Consider the following 19,014-nt stretch of genomic DNA (forward strand, 5'->3'; position numbering starts at 1 on the left):
CGCTGCGGCGTCGTCAGCGGCCCGCCCTGCGTCAGCGGACGGTGATCCCCGCGTCGCGCAACGCCGCCTTCACCTCGCCGATCGTCAGCGTGCCGAAGTGGAACACGCTCGCGGCCAGGACCGCATCAGCACCCGCACGGGCCGCCTCGACGAAGTGCTCCGGCGTTCCCGCGCCTCCGCTCGCGATGAGCGGGACCGCGACCTCGGCACGGACGTCACGCAGCATCTCGAGGTCGAAGCCTGCCGTCGTCCCGTCGGCGTCCATCGAGTTGAGGAGCACCTCCCCGGCGCCCAGCTCGGCCGCCCGGACGGCCCACTGCACCGCGTCGATGCCCGTGCCACGACGACCGCCGTGCGTCGTGACCTCGTAGCCCGAGTCGGTCCGCACGTCGCCCGTCACGCGCCGCGCGTCGACCGACAGCACGAGCACCTGCGAGCCGAACCGGTCGGCGATCTCCGCGATGAGCTCGGGCCGCGCGATCGCCGCCGTGTTGACGCCGACCTTGTCCGCGCCCGCGCGCAGGAGCTTGTCCACGTCGTCGGCCGAGCGCACGCCGCCCCCCACGGTGAGCGGGACGAACACCTCCTCGGCCGTGCGGCGCACCACGTCGAACGTCGTCTCGCGGTTACCGGACGACGCCGACACGTCGAGGAACGTCAGCTCGTCGGCGCCCTCCGTGTCGTACCGGTGCGCGAGCTCGACCGGGTCGCCCGCGTCGCGCAGGTTCTCGAAGTTCACACCCTTGACGACGCGGCCCGCGTCGACGTCGAGGCACGGGATGACGCGCAGGGCGAGGCTCACGAGGTCCCTCCGGGGGTCCGGGCGTTGAGGATGTCCACGACGAACACGACGGTCTGCCCGGCGAGCTCCTCGCTCTGCGTCACGCCGAGCGCGTACGACGGCGGCACCACGAGCATCACGCGGCTCCCGACGGGCTGGTCGACGAGCCCCTCCTGCCAGGCGGGCACGTCTTGCAGCGAGAACGACAGCGGCAGGCCGGAGGCCCACGTGGTGTCGAACTGCTCGCCACCCGTCCACGACCATCCCGTGAGCTGCACGGTCACGGTGTCCGTCGCGACCACCTGGCGCCCCGTGCCGCGCAGCAGCGGCTGCACGCGCAGGGTGGCGGGCGGCTCGGTCTCGAGCGGGGTCAGCTGGGGAGAGCCGTCCTTCGCCTCGGTGACGGTCGGGAAGCCCTCGCCCGGTGTGACCGGCGTCCCCTGGGCACGCGTCGGGAGCACGTCGATCACGGTCGCGGTCGGGTATGGGTCACCGTGCTCGGAGCCCGGGACGACCTGCAGGAGCCGCGCGCCGACGCGCTGGTCGCTCAGCGTCTCGTACAGGTCGAGGCCCAGGTCGGCCTCCGTGAGGAGCTGCGACGTGGGGCTGCTCGAGTAGCTCTCGCGCACGAGGCTGGCGTCGTCGGCGTTCTCGAGCCAGTAGTCGATGAGCACCGGCGCGCCGTCGACCAGCTCTGGCCCCGTCCCGGCCCAGATGGCCTCGCGGAACTCCTTCTCGACCGTCAGCGGCGCGACGTACACGAGCGTCGGGGCTGCCCCGGCATCACCGGTGACGGTGATCTCCACGGGGACCTCGTCGGGCGTGGAGCAGGCCGCGAGGGCCAGCAGCCCGACGACCAGGGCGACGGCCCCGCCCCGCGCACGTCGCAGTCCTCGCACCCCAGGTCCTTCGTCTCGTCGTCCGGCCGCAGTCCAGCGGCCCCGGGTCCGACCCCGGCGGACCGACACTCTACGTCCCCTGCCTGCGCACCCCGGGAGCGGGGCGTCACATGGACTCGATGAGCCGCTCCACCCGGTCGTCGACGCTGCGGAACGGGTCCTTGCACAGGACCGTGCGCTGCGCCTGGTCGTTGAGCTTGAGGTGCACCCAGTCCACCGTGTAGTCGCGGCGGGCCTCCTGAGCGGCGCGGACGAAGTCGCCGCGCAGCTTGGCGCGCGTCGTCTGCGGCGGCACCGATGTCGCCTCGAACACCTCGAGGTCCGTGGTCAGCCGCTCCACGAGGCCCTTGGCCGCGAGCAGGTTGTACAGGCCCTCGGTGCGCGAGATGTCGTGGTACGCGAGGTCGAGCCGCTGCACGCGGACGTCCGACAGCGGCAGGTCGTGCTTGGCGCGGTACCGCTCGATCAGCCGGTACTTGATGACCCAGTCGAGCTCGCGCTCCACGAGGGACAGGTCGCCCGTGCGCAGCGCGTGCAGGCCCCGCTCCCACAGCTCGAGCACCTGCTTGTCCTGCGGCGAGCCGCCGCCGCGCTGGGCCACGAAGTCGCTGACCCGCGCCAGGTACTCCTCCTGCAGGTCGACGGCCGTGGCCGTGCGTCCGTTCGCGAGGGTGATGGGCGCCAGCCCGGTCATGTCGTGGCTGATGTCCCGGATCGCGCGGATCGGGTTCTCGAGCGACAGGTCCCGCATCGGGATGCCGGCCTCGACCAGCCGCAGCAGCAGGTCGGTCGCGCCGACCTTGAGCATGGTCGTGGACTCCGACATCGAGGAGTCGCCGACGATCACGTGCAGGCGACGGAAGTGCTCGGCGTCGGCGTGCGGCTCGTCGCGCGTGTTGATGATCGGCCGCGACCTGGTCGTCGCGCTCGAGACCGCCTCCCAGATGTGGTCGGCGCGCTGCGACAGGCAGTAGACCGCGCCGCGCGGTGTCGACAGCACCTTTCCCGCGCCCGTGAGGACCTGCCGCGTGATGAGGAACGGCACGAGCACGTCCGACAGCCGTCCGAAGTCACCCTGCCGCCGCACGAGGTAGTTCTCGTGGCAGCCGTAGGAGTTGCCGGCTGAGTCGGTGTTGTTCTTGAAGAGGTGGATGGTGCCGGGCAGGCCCTCGTGCTCGAGCCGCTGCTGCGCGTCGGCGACGAGCCCTTCGAGGATCCGCTCCCCCGCGCGGTCGTGCGTGACGAGCTGCCGCACGTCGTCGCACTCGGCCGTCGCGTACTCGGGGTGCGAGCCGACGTCGAGGTACAGCCGCGAGCCGTTGCGCAGGAAGACGTTCGACGAGCGCCCCCACGCGACGACCTTGCGGAACAGGTACCGCGCCACCTCGTCGGCCGACAGACCGCGCCCGTCGGTGGCGGCGCACGTGACGCCGTACTCGGTCTCCAGACCGAAGATCCGCTTGTCCATCAGCCCTCCAGCAGGTCCTCCAGCAGCGGCCCCGCCAGACGGCGGAACGCGCGGCGCGGACGGGTCCGGTCCAGCACGGCGACCTCGAGCTGCGCGGCCGGCAGCGTGCGCTGCTCACCACCCTCCTCGGGTGCCGAGCCCAGCGCGCGCACGGCGAGCTGGAGCACCTGCGGCAGGCTCAGACCCGGCTGCCACTCGCCCTCGACGAGGCCCGCGAGCCGCTCGGCCTGGCCGCCCATGACGACCCAGCCGTGCTCGTCGGCCACCGAGCCGTCGTACGTGAGGCGGTAGATCTGGTCGGTGTCCGCGGTGCGGCCCACCTCGGCGACGACGAGCTCGACCTCGAGCGGCTTCGACTCGGTGGTGAACACCGTGCCCAGCGTCTGCGCGTAGGCGTTCGCCAGCGCACGCGCCGTGACGTCCTCACGGTCGTAGGAGTAGCCACGCAGGTCGGCGTACCGCACCCCGGCCACGCGCAGGTTCTCGAACTCGTTGTACTTGCCGACGGCCGCGAACGCGATGCGGTCGTAGATCTCCGAGACCTTGTGCAGCGCGCGCGAGGCGTTCTCGGTCGCGAACGCGATCCCCTCGTCGTACTGCACGACGACCACGCTGCGGCCACGCGCGATGCCCTTGCGCGCGTAGTCCGCGCGGTCCTTCATCAGCTGCTCGGGCGAGACGTAGAACGGCATGCTCATGCGCGCTCACCTCCACGGGCGTGACCGTGCTGCGCACGGCGGTCGGCGACGACGGTCTCGACGACGCCCTCGAGCGTCTCGTCCGGCACCCGCAGGTACCCGGACCGCGTGACGGTCGCGACGACGGGCCAGATGCGCCGGGTCGTGTCCGGGCCGCCGGTCGCCGAGTCGTCGTCCGCGGCGTCGACGAGGGCCTCGACCGCGACGCGTACCGCCTCGTCAGGTGAGAGCCCGCGCTTCCAGAGCTTCTTGAGCGAACCGCGCGCGAACACCGAGCCCGAGCCGACGGCGTGGTGCTCGTGCTCCTCGTACCGCCCGCCCGTCACGTCGTAGGAGAAGATGCGCCCGATGCCGCGGTCGAGGTCGAACCCGCCGAACAGCGGCACGACGGCCAGCCCTTGCAGCGCGAGCCCGAGGTTGCCGCGGATCATGGTCGACAGCCGGTTCGCCTTGCCGTCGAGCGACAGCAGGCTGCCCTCGATCTTCTCGTAGTGCTCGAGCTCGAGCTGGAACAGCCGCACGAGCTCGACGGCGAGCCCGGCGGTGCCGGCGATGCCCACGGCCGAGTACTCGTCGGCCGGGAAGACCTTCTCGATCTCCCGGCTCGCGATCATCGAGCCCATCGTGGCGCGCCGGTCCCCCGCCATGACGAGGCCGCCCGCGCACACGACGGCGACGATCGTCGTCCCGTGGGGCGCGACGGCCGAGTCCATGCCCGCCAGCGGGCGGTTGCCCGGCAGCAGGCCGGGCGCGTGCGAGGTGAGGAAGTCGACGAACGACGACGAGCCCGGGGTCAGGAAGGCGGCCGGCAGCCGGCCCGTGGCAAGCGGGTCAGGGTGCGACATGGGCGATCACTGACCGCCCTTCTGCACGAAACCCCGGACGAACTGCTCGGCGTTCTGCTCGAGCACGTCGTCGATCTCGTCGAGCAGCGCGTCGACCTCGGCGTCACGGGACTGGACCGACGGCGCGACGGGCTCGGGGGCGTCGACGGGCTCCTCGTCGTCGCGGCGCGGGTTGACGCGTTCCTGACCTGCCATGTGCGGACCTCCTGGCGTCGCTGGTGCACCTTCGCTCCACCCTAGGCCCATCCGAGTGCCGGACGCGGAGGGTGACATACCCCGCGAGACGCCGCGGGCACGCGTCCGGCCTGCCAGGATGCCCGCCATGGTCCCGACGCCGCTCGAGCACGCACGCCAGCTCCTGCTCGACCCGCACCGCTGCCCCGCGTGCGGCACGCGCCTCGCGTCGCCGCGGTGCCCGGGCTGCGGGCTCGACCTCGCCGGGGATGCCGGGGCGCGCGTGTGGGAGGCGTCGCGTGCGGCCGCCGAGGCGCTCGCGCACCACGCCGAGGTGCTCACGAGCGTGCGGTCCGGCCAGCGGCCCGCGTTCGGCCCGCCGGCGTCGGCAGGCCCGCTGGCGCGTCCCGCGTCGTCGTCCGACGTCCTGTCCCGGCCCGCGCCCGCACTGCCGGGCGCGCCGGTGCCCCCGCCCCCGGCGTCCGGAGTGTCCGGTGCGCCCCACCCCGCCGGGCCTCAGGTGCCCGGGCCGTGGCGTCCTGTCGAGCCACGGCCGGTGCGCCCGCCGTGGCGCGTGCAGACGGTGCTCGTCACGCTCGGCGCCGCGCTGCTCGGCCTCGCCAGCCTGGTCTTCCTGGTCTTCACGTGGGAGCTGCTGACGCTGCCCGTGCGCGCCGGGCTCGTCGTCGTCGGCACCGCGGCGGTGCTCGCGCTGGCGGTCCTGCTGCGCCGACGAGGTCTCGTCCAGTCGGCCGAGGCGGTCGCTGCGCTCGGGTCCGCCCTGCTCACGCTCGACGTGTGGGCGCTCTGGGCGACCGGGGTGTTCGCGTCGGCACCCGGATGGCTCGTCGGTGGCATGGGGCTGCTGCTGTGCGGGGCGCTGCTCGCGCTCTACGGGCTGCGCACCGGGCTGCGTGCCGGCTCGACGGCCGCGGCCGTGCTCGTCCCGGCCGCACCGCTCCCGCTGGCCGCCGCGGCCGAGCACGCCTGGCTCACGGTCACCGCGCTGCTGCTGTCCCTCGGGCTGGCCACGCTGCGGCACCTGCCCGCGGTGCGCACCCGCGTGGCCGAGCGGCGCGTGCTCGCCGCGTTCGCCGGGGCCGCGGCCACGGTGGCTGCCCTGGTCCTGGTGGTCGAGCTCACCCGGACCGCGCCGCGGCACACCGTCGCACTCGCGGTGCTCGGTGCCGTGCTCGTCGCCGCCCTCGCCGCGCAGTCACTGCTCGCGCGCGGGCCCGCTGCTCGCGTCTGGGCCGCCGCGTCGGGGCTGCTCGCCGCGCTCCTCACGGCGATCACCGTTCCGCCGCTCGCCGACTCGTTCGCGCCGTGGTCCGCCCCCGCGGCCGTCCTGCTCGCCACGGCGGTCGTCCTGGCCGCCAGCCCGGCCCGCCCCGTCACGGTTCCGCGCGAGCGCGGCGGCCGGGCGACGACCGCTGCGCTCGTCGCCGCGGGAACGGCAGCGTTCCTCGCGGTGCCGGAGGTCGCGGTCTTCACGGCCGAGGGCATCCTGGCGGTGCTCGTCCCGGACGGGACGCCCGGCGCCGCCGCCGGGCCCGCCGCGGTGACCACCGTCGCGAGCATCGTGCTGGCCACAGCGCTCGGCCTCCGGCTCGCGCCCTCCATGCGTCAGGTCGCGGTCGCGCTGACGTGCGCGAGCACGCTGGCGGGCGTCGCGATCCTCGCGCGCAGCGTGCCCAGCACGACCCTCGCGCTCACCGCCCTGGCGCTCGTCGCCGTCGGCGCGCCGCTGCGCGCCCCGTGGCGGACGCACACCCGGGCGCTCGCGGTCGCCGCTGCCGCGGCGGCGGTCGTCGCCGGGCTCGACGGCGGCGCGTCCGGTGCGCCGACCACCTGGGCCCTCGCGCTCGTGGCCGCTCTCGTGACCGCCACGCTCGTCACGCTCGTGGTGGCGCGTGGGGGCCGCTGGCGCGCGCCCGCGGCGGGCCTCGCCGTCGTGCCCCTGACCTTCGCCCTCGCGACGACGGCGCGGATCGTCGGCGCCTCACCGGCAGACGCTGCGTGCCTGGCAGCGGCGCTCGTCGGCACGGGCGTGGTCGTGCTCGTCCTGCTCCGGGCGGGCGAGCGTGCCGAGCGGTTCACGGCGCTCGCCGTCGCGGCGTGCGTGCAGGCCGTGACGTGGCTCGTGACGCTGGTCGAGGCAGGCGCCGAGCCCGGGACGCAGCCGGCGGTCGCGCTGCTCCCGCTCGCTGCTGCGGCGCAGGCGCTGGGCCTCGCCGCACTCGGCCGGCACCGGGTGGGCATGCGCGTGCGCCAGCCGGCCGCTGCCGTCGTCGCGCCGCTGCTGGCGCTCGCGCTCGCGACGAGCCGCGCGGTGACCGGGCAGCCGGCGCTGTCGGCGGTGCTCGTGGGTGCCGCGGTGCTGGGCTGCGCGACGGTGCTCGTCGCACGCGCGATGCCCGGGTTCCGGGAGCTTCTCGAGGTCAGCGGCGCGGGTGTCGCGGCTGTCGCGCTCGCGGCGGCGCTCGTCGATGCACCGTCGGGCGTCGTCACGCTGCAGCTCGCCCTCGCCGCGGTGACCGCGGGCGTCGTCGGGCTCGCGCCGGACCGCCGGGCGGTGGGGTGGTGGGCTCTCGGGTTCGCCGTGCTCGCGTCGTGGAGCGGACTGGCCGTGCGGGACGTGGGCACGCCCGAGGCCTACACCGCGCCGCTCGGGCTCGTGCTCGGCGTGATCGGGGTGCGCCGCGTGCGACGCGACGCCCGCACGACGAGCGAGGCCCCGGGCGGGGCCCCACCAGGACTGCAGTCGACAGGACTGCAGTCGACAGGGCTGCAGTCGACAGGGCTGCAGTCGACAGGACTGCCGCTGCTCGCCGCGGGAGTCCTGCTCGTCGGGCTGCCTCCCTCGCTGGTCGACGACCCGGCCGTGCTCGGGAGTGCCGGGTCCGCGCTCGTGCTCGACCGCACGGTCCTGCTCACGGTGGCCGTCGTCGGGCTCGCGCTCGGAGCGCTGCGCCTGGCCGGCTCGACCCGCCCGGCCACTGCCGGGGCGGGGCGCGTGCTCGCCGCGTGCGCGGCCGTGCTCGCCGTTGCCGGGCCGTTGCGGCGCGCGGTCGTCGCGCTGCTCGACGAGCCGCCCACGGCGGTCGAGGCGTGGTCGCTCCCGGCGGCGCTCGTCCTCGGGCTGGCCACGCTTGCGGCACGCCGCTCGGGCGGCCCACGCCCGGTCGTCCTGGTCGGCGCGTGGTGCACGGTGCTCGCTGCCGCGGTGCCCACGGTCGCGACGGCGGCCGCCCAGCTCGGCGACGACACGGCCACCGGCGTGCTGCGACTCGTCGCGGTCGGGCTCGCCGGGACGGCGCTCGCGCTCGTCGGCGTGCGGCGCGGCGCTCTCGCCGTCACCGCGCCCGGTCTCACCGCGCTGGCGCTGGCCGGAGCCACCGGAGCGCTCGCGGGCGGTCCGCTGCCCCCGGACGCCGTGCTCGCCGTCACCGGGGCGGCGGCCGGGGTCGTCGGCACCGCGTGGCTCGTGCGGACTCCCACCGCGGGCTCGTGGCCGACGCTCGGCACGCCCGGCCTGCTGGTGCTCGCGCCCGCACTCGTCGGTCTGCAGGTCGACCCCGACCCCTGGCGCTGGGTCGTCGTGCTGATCGGCGGCACGGCCGCCGTGCTGCTCGGAGCCGTGCGCCGGTGGCAGTCACCGTTCGTCGTCGGTGCGGTCGTGCTCGCCGCCGAGGTGCTCCTGCAGCTCGGCGCAGCCGCCACGTCGGTCGTGGCGAACATCGGCTGGTGGCCGCTGCTCTTCGTCGGCGGCGCCGTGCTGACCGTCGTCGGCGTGACGTACGAGAAGCGGCTGCGGGACGCCCGCGAGGCCACGCGGTTCGTCTCGCGGATGCGCTGAGGACCGTCAGCCGCCCAGGGCCGCGAGCAGCGACGCGGCGTCGGGGCTCGCGTCCAGGAGCGCGCCCACGTGCGCCTGGGTGCCGCGCAGCGGGTCACGCATCGGCACCCGCTGCAGCGTCGAGGCCCCGGGCACGTCGAACACCACGGAGTCCCACGAGGCTGCCGAGACCTGGTCGCCGTACCGCGCGACGGCCTCGCCGCGGAAGTAGGCGCGCGTGTCGACCGGCGGGTGCGCGACCGCGCGCTCGACCTCCTGCGGCGTCACGAGGAGCTCGACCGCGCCCGCCGCGGCGAGCCGGTGGTACAGGCCACGCTCGGGCCGGACGTCGGACCACTGCAGGTCCACCGCAGCCAGCCGGGGGTGGTCCCACGGCAGGTCCTCACGCCGGCGCATGCCGTCGAGCAGCCGCAGCTTGGCGAGCCACTCGACCTCGCGCGCGCAGTCGGCCGGGTCCGTCGCCAGCCGGTCGAGCAGCGACGCCCACCGGTCGAGCACGTCCTGCGTCGGGGCGTCCAGCGGGGCGCCGACGTGCGCGAGCGCCGTGCGCACCGCCGTCAGGTACTCGCGCTGCACCTCGAGCGCCGTGAGCCGACGCCCGTCGACGAGCTCGACGGTCGCGGTGAGCGTCGTGTCGTGGCTGATGTGGTGCACGGCCGACACCGGGTCGCGCAGTGCGAGCCGGTCGACGATCGCGAGCGCGCCGCCGGACCCGCCCTCGGCCACCGCTCGCTCGATGAGCCACAGCACGAGCGAGGCGGTGCCCAGGCGCAGGTACGTCGCGACCTCGAGCATCGTCGCGTCCCCGACGATCACGTGCAGCCGCCGCCACCGCGTCGGGTCGGCGTGCGGCTCGTCGCGCGTGTTGACGATCGGGCGGCGCAGCGTCGTCTCCAGGCCGATCTCGGCCTCGACGTAGTCGGCGCGCTGCGAGAGCTGGAACCCGGCGCGCTCACCGCGCTGCCCCAGCCCGACGCGTCCGGCGCCGGTGAAGACCTGGCGCGTGACGAAGAACGGGATGAGCCGCGCGGCGAGGTCGGAGAACGGGACCGCCCGCTCGACGAGGTAGTTCTCATGGGTGCCGTACGTGGCGCCCTTGCCGTCGACGTTGTTCTTGTAGAGCGCGACGTCGGGGAGCGCCGGGACCGAGGCGAGCGCTCGCACGGACGCGAGCATGACCTGCTCCCCCGCGCGGTCCCACACCACGGCGTCGCGCGGGTTGGTGACCTCGGGCGACGAGTACTCGGGGTGCGCGTGGTCGACGTACAGCCGCGCGCCGTTGCTCAGGATGACGTTCGCCGCCCCCGGGTCCTCGTACTCCTCGACGTCGGGCCGCTCGAGCTCCTGCGGGCCGTCGCCGGACGGCGCGGGGCGTGTCGGGTCGTCGGTGAGCAGCGACGGGTGGGCTGACGCGCGCTGCAGGTGGAAGCCGCGCGCGTCCTGCAGCGGGTCCTCGTCGTCGTAGTCCCAGCGGGCCTTGGTGCGGCCGCCCTCGCGTGCGGCGGCGTGCACGGCCACCACGTGGCTCGACAGCAGCATGGGGTTGGCCATGGGCCGTCCCGGCTGGAGCACGCCGTACTCGGTCTCGATCCCCATCACGCGGCGCACAGTCACCCGGCCACCCTAGTGACCGGGTGCGCGCGAGGGCGGGCGGGTCCGCTGTGCGGTCCCACCCGCCCTCGTCCGCGGATGCTGGGGTCCCCAGGGTGCTAGAGGTACTGACCCGTGCTCGTGACGGTCTCGATGGTGCGGGACCCGTCGGTGCCCTTCTTGCCCTGGACGATCGTGCGGATGAACACGATGCGCTCCCCCTTCTTGCCGGAGATGCGCGCCCAGTCGTCGGGGTTCGTCGTGTTGGGCAGGTCCTCGTTCTCCTTGAACTCGTCGACGCACGCCGTGAGGAGGTGCTCGACCCGGATCCCGCGCTGGCCCGTGGCCAGCAGGTCCTTGATCGCCTGCTTCTTCGCGCGGTCCACGACGTTCTGGATCATCGCGCCGGAGTTGAAGTCCTTGAAGTACAGGACCTCCTTGTCGCCCGACGCGTAGGTCACCTCGAGGAACCGGTTCTCGTCGGTCTCGTTGTACATCCGCTCGACGACGCGCGCGACCATCGCCTCGACCGCCGCGGACGTGGACCCGTCGTGCTCCTGCAGGTCGTCCGGGTGGATCGGCAGGTCCGCCGTGAGGTACTTCGAGAAGATCTCCCGCGCGCCCTCGGCGTCGGGCCGCTCGATCTTGATCTTCACGTCGAGCCGGCCGGGCCGCAGGATCGCGGGGTCGATCATGTCCTCACGGTTCGAGGCGCCGATCACGATGACGTTCTCGAGGCGCTCGACACCGTCGATCTCCGCGAGCAGCTGCGGCACGATCGTCGTCTCGACGTCCGACGACACGCCCGTGCCGCGCGTGCGGAACAGCGACTCCATCTCGTCGAAGAACACGACGACCGGGTGCCCCTGCGACGCCTTCTCCCGAGCCCGGGCGAAGATCAGCCGGATGTGCCGCTCGGTCTCGCCGACGTACTTGTTGAGGAGCTCGGGCCCCTTGACGTTGAGGAAGTAGCTCTTGGCCTCGGCCACCTCCTCGCCACGCGCCTGCGCCGCGGTCGCGGCAAGCGAGTGCGCGACGGCCTTGGCGATGAGCGTCTTGCCGCACCCGGGAGGCCCGTACAGGAGCACGCCCTTGGGCGGGCGCAGCCCGTGCTCACGGAACAGCTCGGGGTGCAGGAACGGCAGCTCGACCGCGTCCTTGATGGCCTCGATCTGCGGACCCAGCCCGCCGATGTCCTCGTAGTCGATGTCCGGGACCTCTTCGAGCACGAGCTCCTCGACCTCGGCGCGCGGGATGACCTCGAACACGAAGCCGCTGCGCGAGTCGATCGTCAGCGCGTCGCCCACGCGGACGCCCGCGTCCGTCACCTGCCCCGCGAAGCGCACGACGCGCTCCTCGTCGCCGCGACCCACGACGAGCGCGCGCCCACGCCCGAGCAGCTCCTTGACGGTGACGATCTCGCCGACGTTCTCGTACCCGCCGGCCTCGACGACCGTGAGCGCCTCGTTGAGCATGACCTCCTGGCCGGGGCGCAGCCGCGTCAGGTCGACCGCCGGGCTCGCGCCCACGTGCATCTTGCGGCCCGCCGAGATGACGTCCACCGAACCGTCGGAGCGCGCACCGAGGAACACCGCGTAGGTGCCCGGCGGCTTGGCGAGGTCGTCCACCTGGCGCTTGAGCTCGATGATCTGCTCGCGCGCCGCGAGCAGCGCGTCGGACAGTCGCTCGTTCTTCGCTGCGAGGAGCGCGAGCTCGCGCTGCAGGTCTCGTCCCGTCGGTGCCGGTTCGGTCATCGCGTCGGCCTCCTTCGCGTCGGTCCTCGGCTCGCCAGGTGGGTCACCGTGGGGTCGCCACCCTAACCACCAGTCTGGTCCAGGGGCAGGATGAATGCCGCGGTGTCCGCATGCCGTGACCCAACTGTCACCGGCGTCAGGGGGTCGGGCGCTCGGGGTGCGCGTCGCGCTGAGCGCGACGGACCTTCTTCGGCGAGGTCTCGCGCTCGCCGAGCGACTCGGGCGTCCACAGGTCGGCGTCTTCGGCCGGTGCGCCGTCGGGTGCGACCGGGTAGGCGCCCTTGGCGGGACGGCGCTTGCGCAGCGGCGCCTCGACGCCGTCCGCGAGCCGGCGCGTGGTCAGCAGGAAGCCCGTGTGGCCGATCATGCGGTGCTCAGGACGCACGGACAGGCCCTCGAGGTGCCAGCCGCGCACCATCGACTCCCACGCCATCGGCTCGGTGTACCGGCCGTCGCTGCGCACGTCCTCGCCGAGGCGCGACAGCTGCGTCGTCGTCGCGACGTAGCAGATCAGGACCCCGCCGGGCGCGAGCGCGTCCGCGACCACCTCGAGGTTCTCCCAGGGCGCGAGCATGTCGAGCACCACGCGGTCGACCGAACCCGGTGCGGCGACCGTGGGCAGCACGTCGGCGAGGTCGCCGACCGAGAGCTGCCAGGCGGGGTGCGGGCCGCCGAAGAAGCCCTCGACGTTGCCGCGCGCGATGTCCGCGAAGTCCTCGCGGCGCTCGATCGAGTGCAGCGAGCCCGCGTCGCCGACCGCACGCAGGAGCGACATGGTCAGCGCTCCTGAGCCGACGCCCGCCTCGACGACCACGGCGCCGGGGTAGATGTCGGCCATCGTCACGATCTGCCCGGCGTCCTTGGGGTAGACCACCGCCGCGCCGCGGGGCATGGACAGCACGTGATCGGCGAGCAGGGGCCGCAGCGCGAGGTACTCGACGTTCCCGCTGCTCACCACGACCGTGCCCTCGGGCGCTCCGATCAGCTCCTCGTGCCGGAAGTAGCCGCGGTGCGTGTGGAACGTGCCGCCGGTCGCGAGCGTGACGGTGTGCAGCCGCCCGCGGGGGTCGGTCAGCTGCACGCGGTCGCCCACGCGGAAGGGGCCGCGGCGCTGGTCGGCACCGGTGGCGGTCGGGTGGGGTCCGGGGGTGGTCGTCACGGCGGTCGAGTCTAGGTGCCGGGGGTGCCCGAGCACGCCGCGGACGTCAGGCGCGGATGGCGGCGATCACGTCGGAGGCGCGGACGAGGCCTGCGACGCGGCCGTCGACGAGCGCGACGACGACGGGCGAGAGCCTCGTCGCGCGGGCGAGGTCGTTCAGCAGCGCGTGGCCGACGAGCGTGCCGTCGACGGTCGCGCCGACGGGCAGCGGCACGCTCACGGCGGTCACGGGCGTCGAGCCGGCGACCTGGGCGGGCACGCTCGCCGCCGCGGCACGGTCCACGTACGCGGCGGGGCGCCCGTCGGGCGACAGCAGCACGACGTCCTGCACCCCCGCCGCGGCAGCGACGGCACCTGCGTGCGCGAGCGAGTCACCGTGCCCCACGGTCACCGCACGGTGCCCGACCGAGTCGAGCGTCACGCCCTCGACGTTGCGCTGCGATCGCGCGGAGCGGATGGCCGCCGACGCGCCCGACCACAGGAACACGCCGATGAGCACGGCCCACATGACGTCGACGACCGACGACGCCCCGCCGCTCAGCGGCCCCAGCAGCGCCCAGACGACCACGCCCGCGGCCACGACGCGGCCGACCCAGCCCGCGGCGACCGTGCCCGTGTACCGGCTCTTGGTGGCCGCCCAGACGGCCGCCTCGAGCACGCGTCCGCCGTCGAGCGGGAGGCCGGGCAGCAGGTTGAACACACCGACGAACCCGTTGGTGACCGCGCCGGACCACAGCAGCGCCCACAGCACCGTGCCGCGCGGCACGACGTCGAGCGCGAGCGCGCCCCAGAACAGCGCACCGAGCAGCAGGTTCACCGCGGGCCCGACGATCGCGACGATCGCGTTGGTCGCGGGCGTCGGCGCGGCCCCGCCGAACGCGGTGTGCCCGCCCCACAGCGTCAGGACGAACTCGTGCGGCTGCTGGCCCCGCGCCCGCGCCACGAGGCCGTGCGCGACCTCGTGCAGGAAGACCGAGGCGAACAGCAGCACGACGAAAGCGAGCGCGACGACCCAGACCGCCGACCCCTCGAGGCCTGTGAGCGCACGTGCGGCGGGCACCGACAGTGCCGTGAGCACCGCGACCGCGACCAGCCAGCTCGGCGCGAGGATCACGGGTGCTCCGGCGACGTGGCCGACGACCCAGCCCGAGGACGTCCGACGAGGGGGCGCGGGGGTGCTCACGCCGCCAGCCTAGGCGGCGCGGCCATGACGACCCGCCCGGCGGCGTGCCCGGGCCTGTGGGTGCGCGCGCATAGGCTCGGCCGCGTGACGTCCGCCCCCGCCCCTCTCGTCGACGCTCCCGTCGACGCCACACTCGACGCCACCCTCGACGCCACTGCGCCCGCCGCGGGCCGGGACGATCGTCCGGCCACCCGTCCAGGGCTGTCGCCGTCGCGCGCGGGCGACTTCCTGCAGTGCCCGCTGCTGTTCCGCTTCCGCACGATCGACCGGCTCCCCGAGCCCCCGAGCAGCGCGGCCGCGCGGGGCACGCTCGTGCACGCCGTCCTCGAGCACCTGTTCGGCCTCCCGGCCGTCGAGCGCACGCTCGAGGCCGCGCACGCGCTGCTGCCCGAGCAGTGGGCGGTGCTGCGCGAGGAGGACCCGCGCGTCACCGAGCTGTTCGCCGACGACGGTGCGCTCACCGACTGGCTCGGATCGGCGCGCTCACTGCTCGCGACCTACTTCACGCTCGAGGACCCGACCCGTCTCGAACCCGCCGAGCGCGAGCTCTACGTGGTCACCGAGCTCGAGGACGGCCCGCAGCTGCGCGGCATCGTCGACCGTGTCGACATCGCGCCCAACGGCTGGATCCGCGTGGTCGACTACAAGACCGGACGCTCGCCGCGCGCCGGCTACGAGAGCACCGCGCTGTTCCAGATGCGCTTCTACGCGTACGTGCTGTGGCGCACGCGCGGCGTCCTGCCCAAGCGGCTGCAGCTCGAGTACCTCGGCGACGGCACGCTGCTCCAGCACGAGCCGACCGAGCCGGAGATGGAGACCTTCGAGGCCCGGATCCGCTCGATCTGGACCGGCATCCAGGACGCCGCCCGCGCCGGTGACTGGCGGACGCGCCGCTCGAAGCTGTGCGACTGGTGCTCGTTCCGCGAGCACTGCCCGGAGTACGGCGGCACTCCCCCGATCGCCGACCCGGACGCTGTCGAGCGCGCGACGGGCGTGCGTCCCGGCACGGCGACCGGCGCCTGACGCGAACCTCCGGAGGTCAGCGGGTCGGCGGGACCTCGAGCACGACGCCCGCCGCGAGGTCGCGCAGCACGTCGAGCGTGAGGTCGCGCAGCGACCGGATGCGGCTGAGGCCCGGTCGGTCCGCGACGTGCTGGACACCCTCGACCGCGAGCGTGCGCGCGCCTGAGGCGAGTGCCGAGGCGATCCCCGAGCGCGAGTCCTCGACGGCGACGCACTGCTCCACCGGGACGCCGAGCGCGCGGGCCGCGAGCTGGTAGGGCTCGGGGTCGGGCTTGGCGCGCGTGACGTCGTCCCCGGCGACGACCACGTCGAACACGCCCGCGGCGACGGCGAACGGGTCCGCGAGCGGGCGGTACGACGAGGTCACGAGCGCGAGCGGCACCCGGGCGGCCCTCAATGCCCGCAGCGCGTCCCGCGCACCGGGCTGCCACGGCACACGACGCGTGACGCCGCGCGCGACCGACGCGGTCAGCTCGTCGACGATCGTCGCGACCGGCAGGTCGACGCCCCGCGCCTGCAGCACGCCCGCCGAGTGCACCATCGCCGAGCCCACGAGCTCGGTGGCGTCCTGCGCGGTCCACGGGACCCCGAACCGGGACGTGAGCTCGATCTCCGCAGCCATCCACAACGGCTCGGTGTCGATGAGGGTGCCGTCCATGTCCCACAGCACGGCGGCCGGGAGGGGGCTCTCAGCGACGATCTGGGTCGAGCCGGCAGGTGGGGTCGTGCGTGGCGTGGCCAACTCGTCTCCGGTGTCCGGGGGCCGGCGCGTGTCGGGCGCACCGTGGGGTTCGCGTCTGATGCCGACCCTATCCGCTGCCGTCGATCGCACGAGAACGACGATCGCCCTCGACGGCGAGCCGGGCGCGCGGTTGACTGGTGGCACCGAGGCTGAGGGTGGGGCAATGTCCGCTGCACGTCGTGGGGTGACCGGGCTGGTCGTCGTGGTAGGGATGCTCCTGCTGCTGGGCGCGTGCGCTGCGGGGGTGAACACCGAGCAGAGCGCGGGCGGCGCGAACTTCTGGGCGGGGCTGTGGCACGGCGTGATCCTGCCCGTCACGTTCGTCGTGTCGCTGTTCACCGACACGGTGTCGATCTACGAGGTCGACAACAACGGCAACTGGTACGACTTCGGGTTCGTGCTGGGGATCGCGATGTTCTCGGGGCCCGTGATCGCGGGCGGGCGGCGCCACTGATCCCGCCCGGGGTCGAGACTCGTGCAGCCCCTCCTCGCCGCCACCGCCAGCGGGCCACCCCGGCCCGGGCACCGGAGGGCGTCTCCGCAGGTGAGCAGCGCCACAGGGTGACGCTGGGCCCTCTCCCACGCCCGTCGACGCGGGCGCGTCCTACCCTGGACGTGTGACTGGACCCACTTCGGAGCTGCCCGCCGGCCGCACGATCCTCCTCGCCGCCTTCGAGGGTTGGAACGATGCAGGCGCCGCCGCCACGCACGCGCTCGAGCACCTGCACGACGTGTGGGGCGCCGAGCACGTCGACGAGCTCGACCCGGAGGAGTACCACGACTTCCAGGTCAACCGCCCGCACGTGAGCGTGGGCGCGGACGGCGAGCGCGAGATCACGTGGCCGACGACGGCGGTCGCGGTTGCGGTCGCCCCGCGTTCCGGGCGGCGCGTCGTGCTGGTGCACGGCATCGAGCCGTCGATGCGGTGGCGCCGGTACAGCCACGAGCTGCTGGACATCGCCGCGACGCTCGAGGTCGAGACGGTGGTGACCGTGGGCGCGCTGCTCGCCGACGTACCGCACAGCCGTGCGATCCCGATCACGGCGACGTCCGAGGACCCCGCGCTGCGCCGGGCGCTCGGCATCGAGCCGAGCTCGTACGAGGGCCCGACCGGGATCGTCGGGGTGCTGCAGCACGAGGCCGGCGCGCGCGGGCTCGCGGCGATGTCGCTGTGGGCGGCCGTGCCGCACTACGTCGCGCACCCGCCGTCGCCCAAGGCGACGCTCGCGCTCCTGCACCGCCTGGAGGAGATCCTGGGCGAGGCGATCCCGGTGGGCGACCTGCCCGACGAGGCAGCGGCGTGGCAGCAGGGCGTCGACGAGCTCGCGGGCGAGGACGGCGAGATCGGCGAGTACGTCCGGCAGCTCGAGGAGGCCAAGGACACGGCCGACCTGCCCGAGGCGTCGGGCGAGGCGATCGCGCAGGAGTTCGAGCGCTACCTGCGTCGACGGGACAAGGGCACCGGGAGCCCCTGACCGGCAGCCCTGACCGGCGTCTCCGAGACCGGGGTCAGCGCAGGCTCAGAGCCGGACGCCGAGGAGCGCGTCGACCGTGCGCGCCACGACACCGGGCGCGCCCTCGACGAAGCCGGCGCCACCGCGCTGCGACTCCGCGACGGTCCGGGCCGCCCAGTCGTCGACGACGGCCAGCGCGGTCGGCGTGTCGAGGTCGTCCGCGACAGCCGCGCGCACGGCCGCGAGCACCGGAGCCGCGTCGGCGCCGCCGTTGCCCGACATCGCCCGGCGCCACGTCTCGACGCGCTCGACGCCACGGGCGAGCACCGCATCGGTCCACTCCCAGTCGTCGCGGTACCGGTGGGCCATGATCGCCAGCCGGATGGCCATCGGGTCCACGCCCTGCGCGCGCAGGCGTGAGACGAGCACCAGGTTGCCCAGCGACTTGCTCATCTTCTCGCCGCCGAGCGCGACCATCCCGGCGTGCACGTGGATCCGCCCGCCCGTGCCACCGCTGAGCACGCGCAGGTGGGACGTGCTCATCTCGTGGTGCGGGAACAGCAGGTCCGAGCCGCCGGCCTCCACGTCGAACGAGCCGCCGAGGGCCTCGCCCGCGATCACGGCGCACTCGATGTGCCACCCGGGACGGCCGCGGCCGAGTGACCCGCCGTCCCACGACGGCTCGCCGGGGCGCTCGGCGCGCCACAGCAGCGGGTCCAGGAGCGAGCGCTTGCCGGGCCGGTCGGGGTCCCCGCCGCGCTCGGTGAACAGCGCGAGCATCGTCGCGGGGTCGAGGTGGGCGACCGCACCGAACGCGCTGTCGCGCGACAGGTCGGCGTACACGTCCTCGCCGGGCCCGTCCGGCACGGGCACGCGGTAGGCGGCGCCGTCCGCGACCAGCTTCTCGACTGCCGCGACGATCGGCGTGATCGACTCGACGACGCCGGCCCACGCGTCCGGCGGGATGACGCCGAGCGCCGTCATGTCCTCGCTGTAGAGCGCGATCTGCTGCGCGGCGAGCTCACGCCAGTCGACGCCCGTCGCGGTCGCGCGCTCGAGCAGCGGGTCGTCGACGTCGGTCACGTTGGACGCGTAGTGCACGCGCTTGCCCTCGTCGCGCCAGGCGCGCCCGAGCACGTCGAACGCGACGTAGGTCGCGGCGTGCCCGATGTGCGTCGCGTCGTAGGGCGTGATGCCGCAGACGTACAGGGACGCGTCGTCGCCGGGTGCCGCGACGACGAGCTCTCCGGTGGACGAGTCACGCACGCGGACGGGGCCGCCACGGCCGGGGAGCTCGGGGATCGCGGGGGCCGGCCAGGTGAGCACCAGCGCAGCCTAACGGCGCGGCGCGGCCCGCCGTGCAGCGCGCTCGCGGTACGAGCGTC

General features: G+C 74.4%; 16 protein-coding genes. 4 read left to right on the forward strand and 12 right to left on the reverse strand.

What is annotated here, in order from left to right:
- Positions 1 to 31: 31 nt before the first annotated feature.
- From hisF to CGE01nite_RS00900, 6 genes are all read right to left on the reverse strand, one after another.
- Positions 32 to 802 (reverse strand): imidazole glycerol phosphate synthase subunit HisF, encoded by a 771-nt coding sequence (gene hisF / locus CGE01nite_RS00875; protein ID WP_048343030.1) that lies wholly within the window; start codon positions 800 to 802, stop codon positions 32 to 34.
- Positions 799 to 1,680 (reverse strand): FKBP-type peptidyl-prolyl cis-trans isomerase, encoded by an 882-nt coding sequence (locus CGE01nite_RS00880; RefSeq protein ID WP_229747530.1) that lies wholly within the window; start codon positions 1,678 to 1,680, stop codon positions 799 to 801. The genes hisF and CGE01nite_RS00880 overlap by 4 nt, the downstream gene beginning before the upstream one ends.
- A gap of 106 nt (positions 1,681 to 1,786) precedes the next feature.
- Entirely contained in the window at positions 1,787 to 3,148 is a 1,362-nt protein-coding gene (gene pafA, locus CGE01nite_RS00885) for a Pup--protein ligase (RefSeq protein ID WP_048343029.1), read from the reverse strand.
- Entirely contained in the window at positions 3,148 to 3,846 is a 699-nt protein-coding gene (gene prcA, locus CGE01nite_RS00890) for a proteasome subunit alpha (protein ID WP_048343028.1), read from the reverse strand. Before prcA ends, pafA begins: the two co-directional genes overlap by 1 nt.
- On the reverse strand, positions 3,843 to 4,691 hold the full coding sequence (gene prcB, locus CGE01nite_RS00895; RefSeq protein WP_048343027.1) for a proteasome subunit beta: 849 nt from the start codon (positions 4,689 to 4,691) through the stop codon (positions 3,843 to 3,845). The genes prcA and prcB overlap by 4 nt, the downstream gene beginning before the upstream one ends.
- A gap of 6 nt (positions 4,692 to 4,697) precedes the next feature.
- Positions 4,698 to 4,886, reverse strand: coding sequence for a ubiquitin-like protein Pup (locus tag CGE01nite_RS00900; RefSeq protein ID WP_141368412.1), 189 nt, complete (start codon positions 4,884 to 4,886; stop codon positions 4,698 to 4,700).
- A 127-nt stretch (positions 4,887 to 5,013) separates the two neighbouring features.
- Between CGE01nite_RS00900 and CGE01nite_RS00905 the strand changes: the two genes are divergently transcribed.
- Positions 5,014 to 8,724 (forward strand): zinc ribbon domain-containing protein, encoded by a 3,711-nt coding sequence (locus CGE01nite_RS00905; protein ID WP_141368414.1) that lies wholly within the window; start codon positions 5,014 to 5,016, stop codon positions 8,722 to 8,724.
- Positions 8,725 to 8,730: 6 nt separating this feature from the next.
- Here CGE01nite_RS00905 and dop read toward each other — a convergent pair whose 3' ends face one another.
- The 4 genes from dop to CGE01nite_RS00925 form a co-directional block, all read right to left on the reverse strand.
- Positions 8,731 to 10,338, reverse strand: coding sequence for a depupylase/deamidase Dop (gene dop / locus CGE01nite_RS00910; RefSeq protein ID WP_141368416.1), 1,608 nt, complete (start codon positions 10,336 to 10,338; stop codon positions 8,731 to 8,733).
- Between the two features lie 95 nt (positions 10,339 to 10,433).
- Positions 10,434 to 12,068, reverse strand: a complete 1,635-nt coding sequence (gene arc, locus CGE01nite_RS00915; RefSeq protein ID WP_048343956.1) for a proteasome ATPase — start codon at positions 12,066 to 12,068, stop codon at positions 10,434 to 10,436.
- A gap of 136 nt (positions 12,069 to 12,204) precedes the next feature.
- On the reverse strand, positions 12,205 to 13,227 hold the full coding sequence (locus CGE01nite_RS00920; protein WP_141368418.1) for a tRNA (adenine-N1)-methyltransferase: 1,023 nt from the start codon (positions 13,225 to 13,227) through the stop codon (positions 12,205 to 12,207).
- 46 nt (positions 13,228 to 13,273) lie between these two features.
- Complete coding sequence (locus CGE01nite_RS00925) at positions 13,274 to 14,410, reverse strand: site-2 protease family protein (protein WP_048343958.1); 1,137 nt, start codon at positions 14,408 to 14,410, stop codon at positions 13,274 to 13,276.
- Between the two features lie 201 nt (positions 14,411 to 14,611).
- Here CGE01nite_RS00925 and CGE01nite_RS00930 point away from each other — a divergent pair, with 201 nt between their 5' ends.
- Positions 14,612 to 15,433: a RecB family exonuclease gene (locus CGE01nite_RS00930; protein ID WP_229747547.1), complete on the forward strand. Its 822-nt coding sequence runs from the start codon at positions 14,612 to 14,614 to the stop codon at positions 15,431 to 15,433.
- Between the two features lie 16 nt (positions 15,434 to 15,449).
- Here CGE01nite_RS00930 and CGE01nite_RS00935 read toward each other — a convergent pair whose 3' ends face one another.
- Entirely contained in the window at positions 15,450 to 16,175 is a 726-nt protein-coding gene (locus CGE01nite_RS00935) for an HAD family hydrolase (protein WP_229747531.1), read from the reverse strand.
- A gap of 163 nt (positions 16,176 to 16,338) precedes the next feature.
- Here CGE01nite_RS00935 and CGE01nite_RS00940 point away from each other — a divergent pair, with 163 nt between their 5' ends.
- Together CGE01nite_RS00940 and CGE01nite_RS00945 are read left to right on the forward strand one after the other, a co-directional pair.
- Positions 16,339 to 16,629, forward strand: coding sequence for a hypothetical protein (locus CGE01nite_RS00940; RefSeq protein WP_141368422.1), 291 nt, complete (start codon positions 16,339 to 16,341; stop codon positions 16,627 to 16,629).
- Between the two features lie 163 nt (positions 16,630 to 16,792).
- Positions 16,793 to 17,650: a PAC2 family protein gene (locus CGE01nite_RS00945; RefSeq protein ID WP_141368424.1), complete on the forward strand. Its 858-nt coding sequence runs from the start codon at positions 16,793 to 16,795 to the stop codon at positions 17,648 to 17,650.
- A gap of 45 nt (positions 17,651 to 17,695) precedes the next feature.
- Here the strand turns inward: CGE01nite_RS00945 and mshC are convergent, their stop codons facing one another.
- A complete protein-coding gene (gene mshC / locus CGE01nite_RS00950; protein WP_141368426.1) occupies positions 17,696 to 18,955 on the reverse strand; it encodes a cysteine--1-D-myo-inosityl 2-amino-2-deoxy-alpha-D-glucopyranoside ligase in 1,260 nt (419 codons plus the stop codon).
- Positions 18,956 to 19,014 lie beyond the last annotated feature (59 nt).

Source organism: Cellulomonas gelida (genome assembly GCF_006538725.1).
GTDB classification, from domain to species: Bacteria; Actinomycetota; Actinomycetes; order Actinomycetales; family Cellulomonadaceae; genus Cellulomonas; species Cellulomonas gelida.

Excerpts from the sequence above, each read along its gene's own strand:
- pafA (WP_048343029.1), bottom strand. The coding sequence starts at position 3,148 with ATGGACAAGCGGATCTTCGGTCTGGAGACCGAGTACGGCGTCACGTGC.
- prcA (WP_048343028.1), bottom strand. The coding sequence starts at position 3,846 with ATGAGCATGCCGTTCTACGTCTCGCCCGAGCAGCTGATGAAGGACCGC.
- prcB (WP_048343027.1), bottom strand. The coding sequence starts at position 4,691 with ATGTCGCACCCTGACCCGCTTGCCACGGGCCGGCTGCCGGCCGCCTTC.
- CGE01nite_RS00900 (WP_141368412.1), bottom strand. The coding sequence starts at position 4,886 with ATGGCAGGTCAGGAACGCGTCAACCCGCGCCGCGACGACGAGGAGCCC.
- CGE01nite_RS00905 (WP_141368414.1), top strand. The coding sequence starts at position 5,014 with ATGGTCCCGACGCCGCTCGAGCACGCACGCCAGCTCCTGCTCGACCCG.
- arc (WP_048343956.1), bottom strand. The coding sequence starts at position 12,068 with ATGACCGAACCGGCACCGACGGGACGAGACCTGCAGCGCGAGCTCGCG.
- CGE01nite_RS00940 (WP_141368422.1), top strand. The coding sequence starts at position 16,339 with ATGTCCGCTGCACGTCGTGGGGTGACCGGGCTGGTCGTCGTGGTAGGG.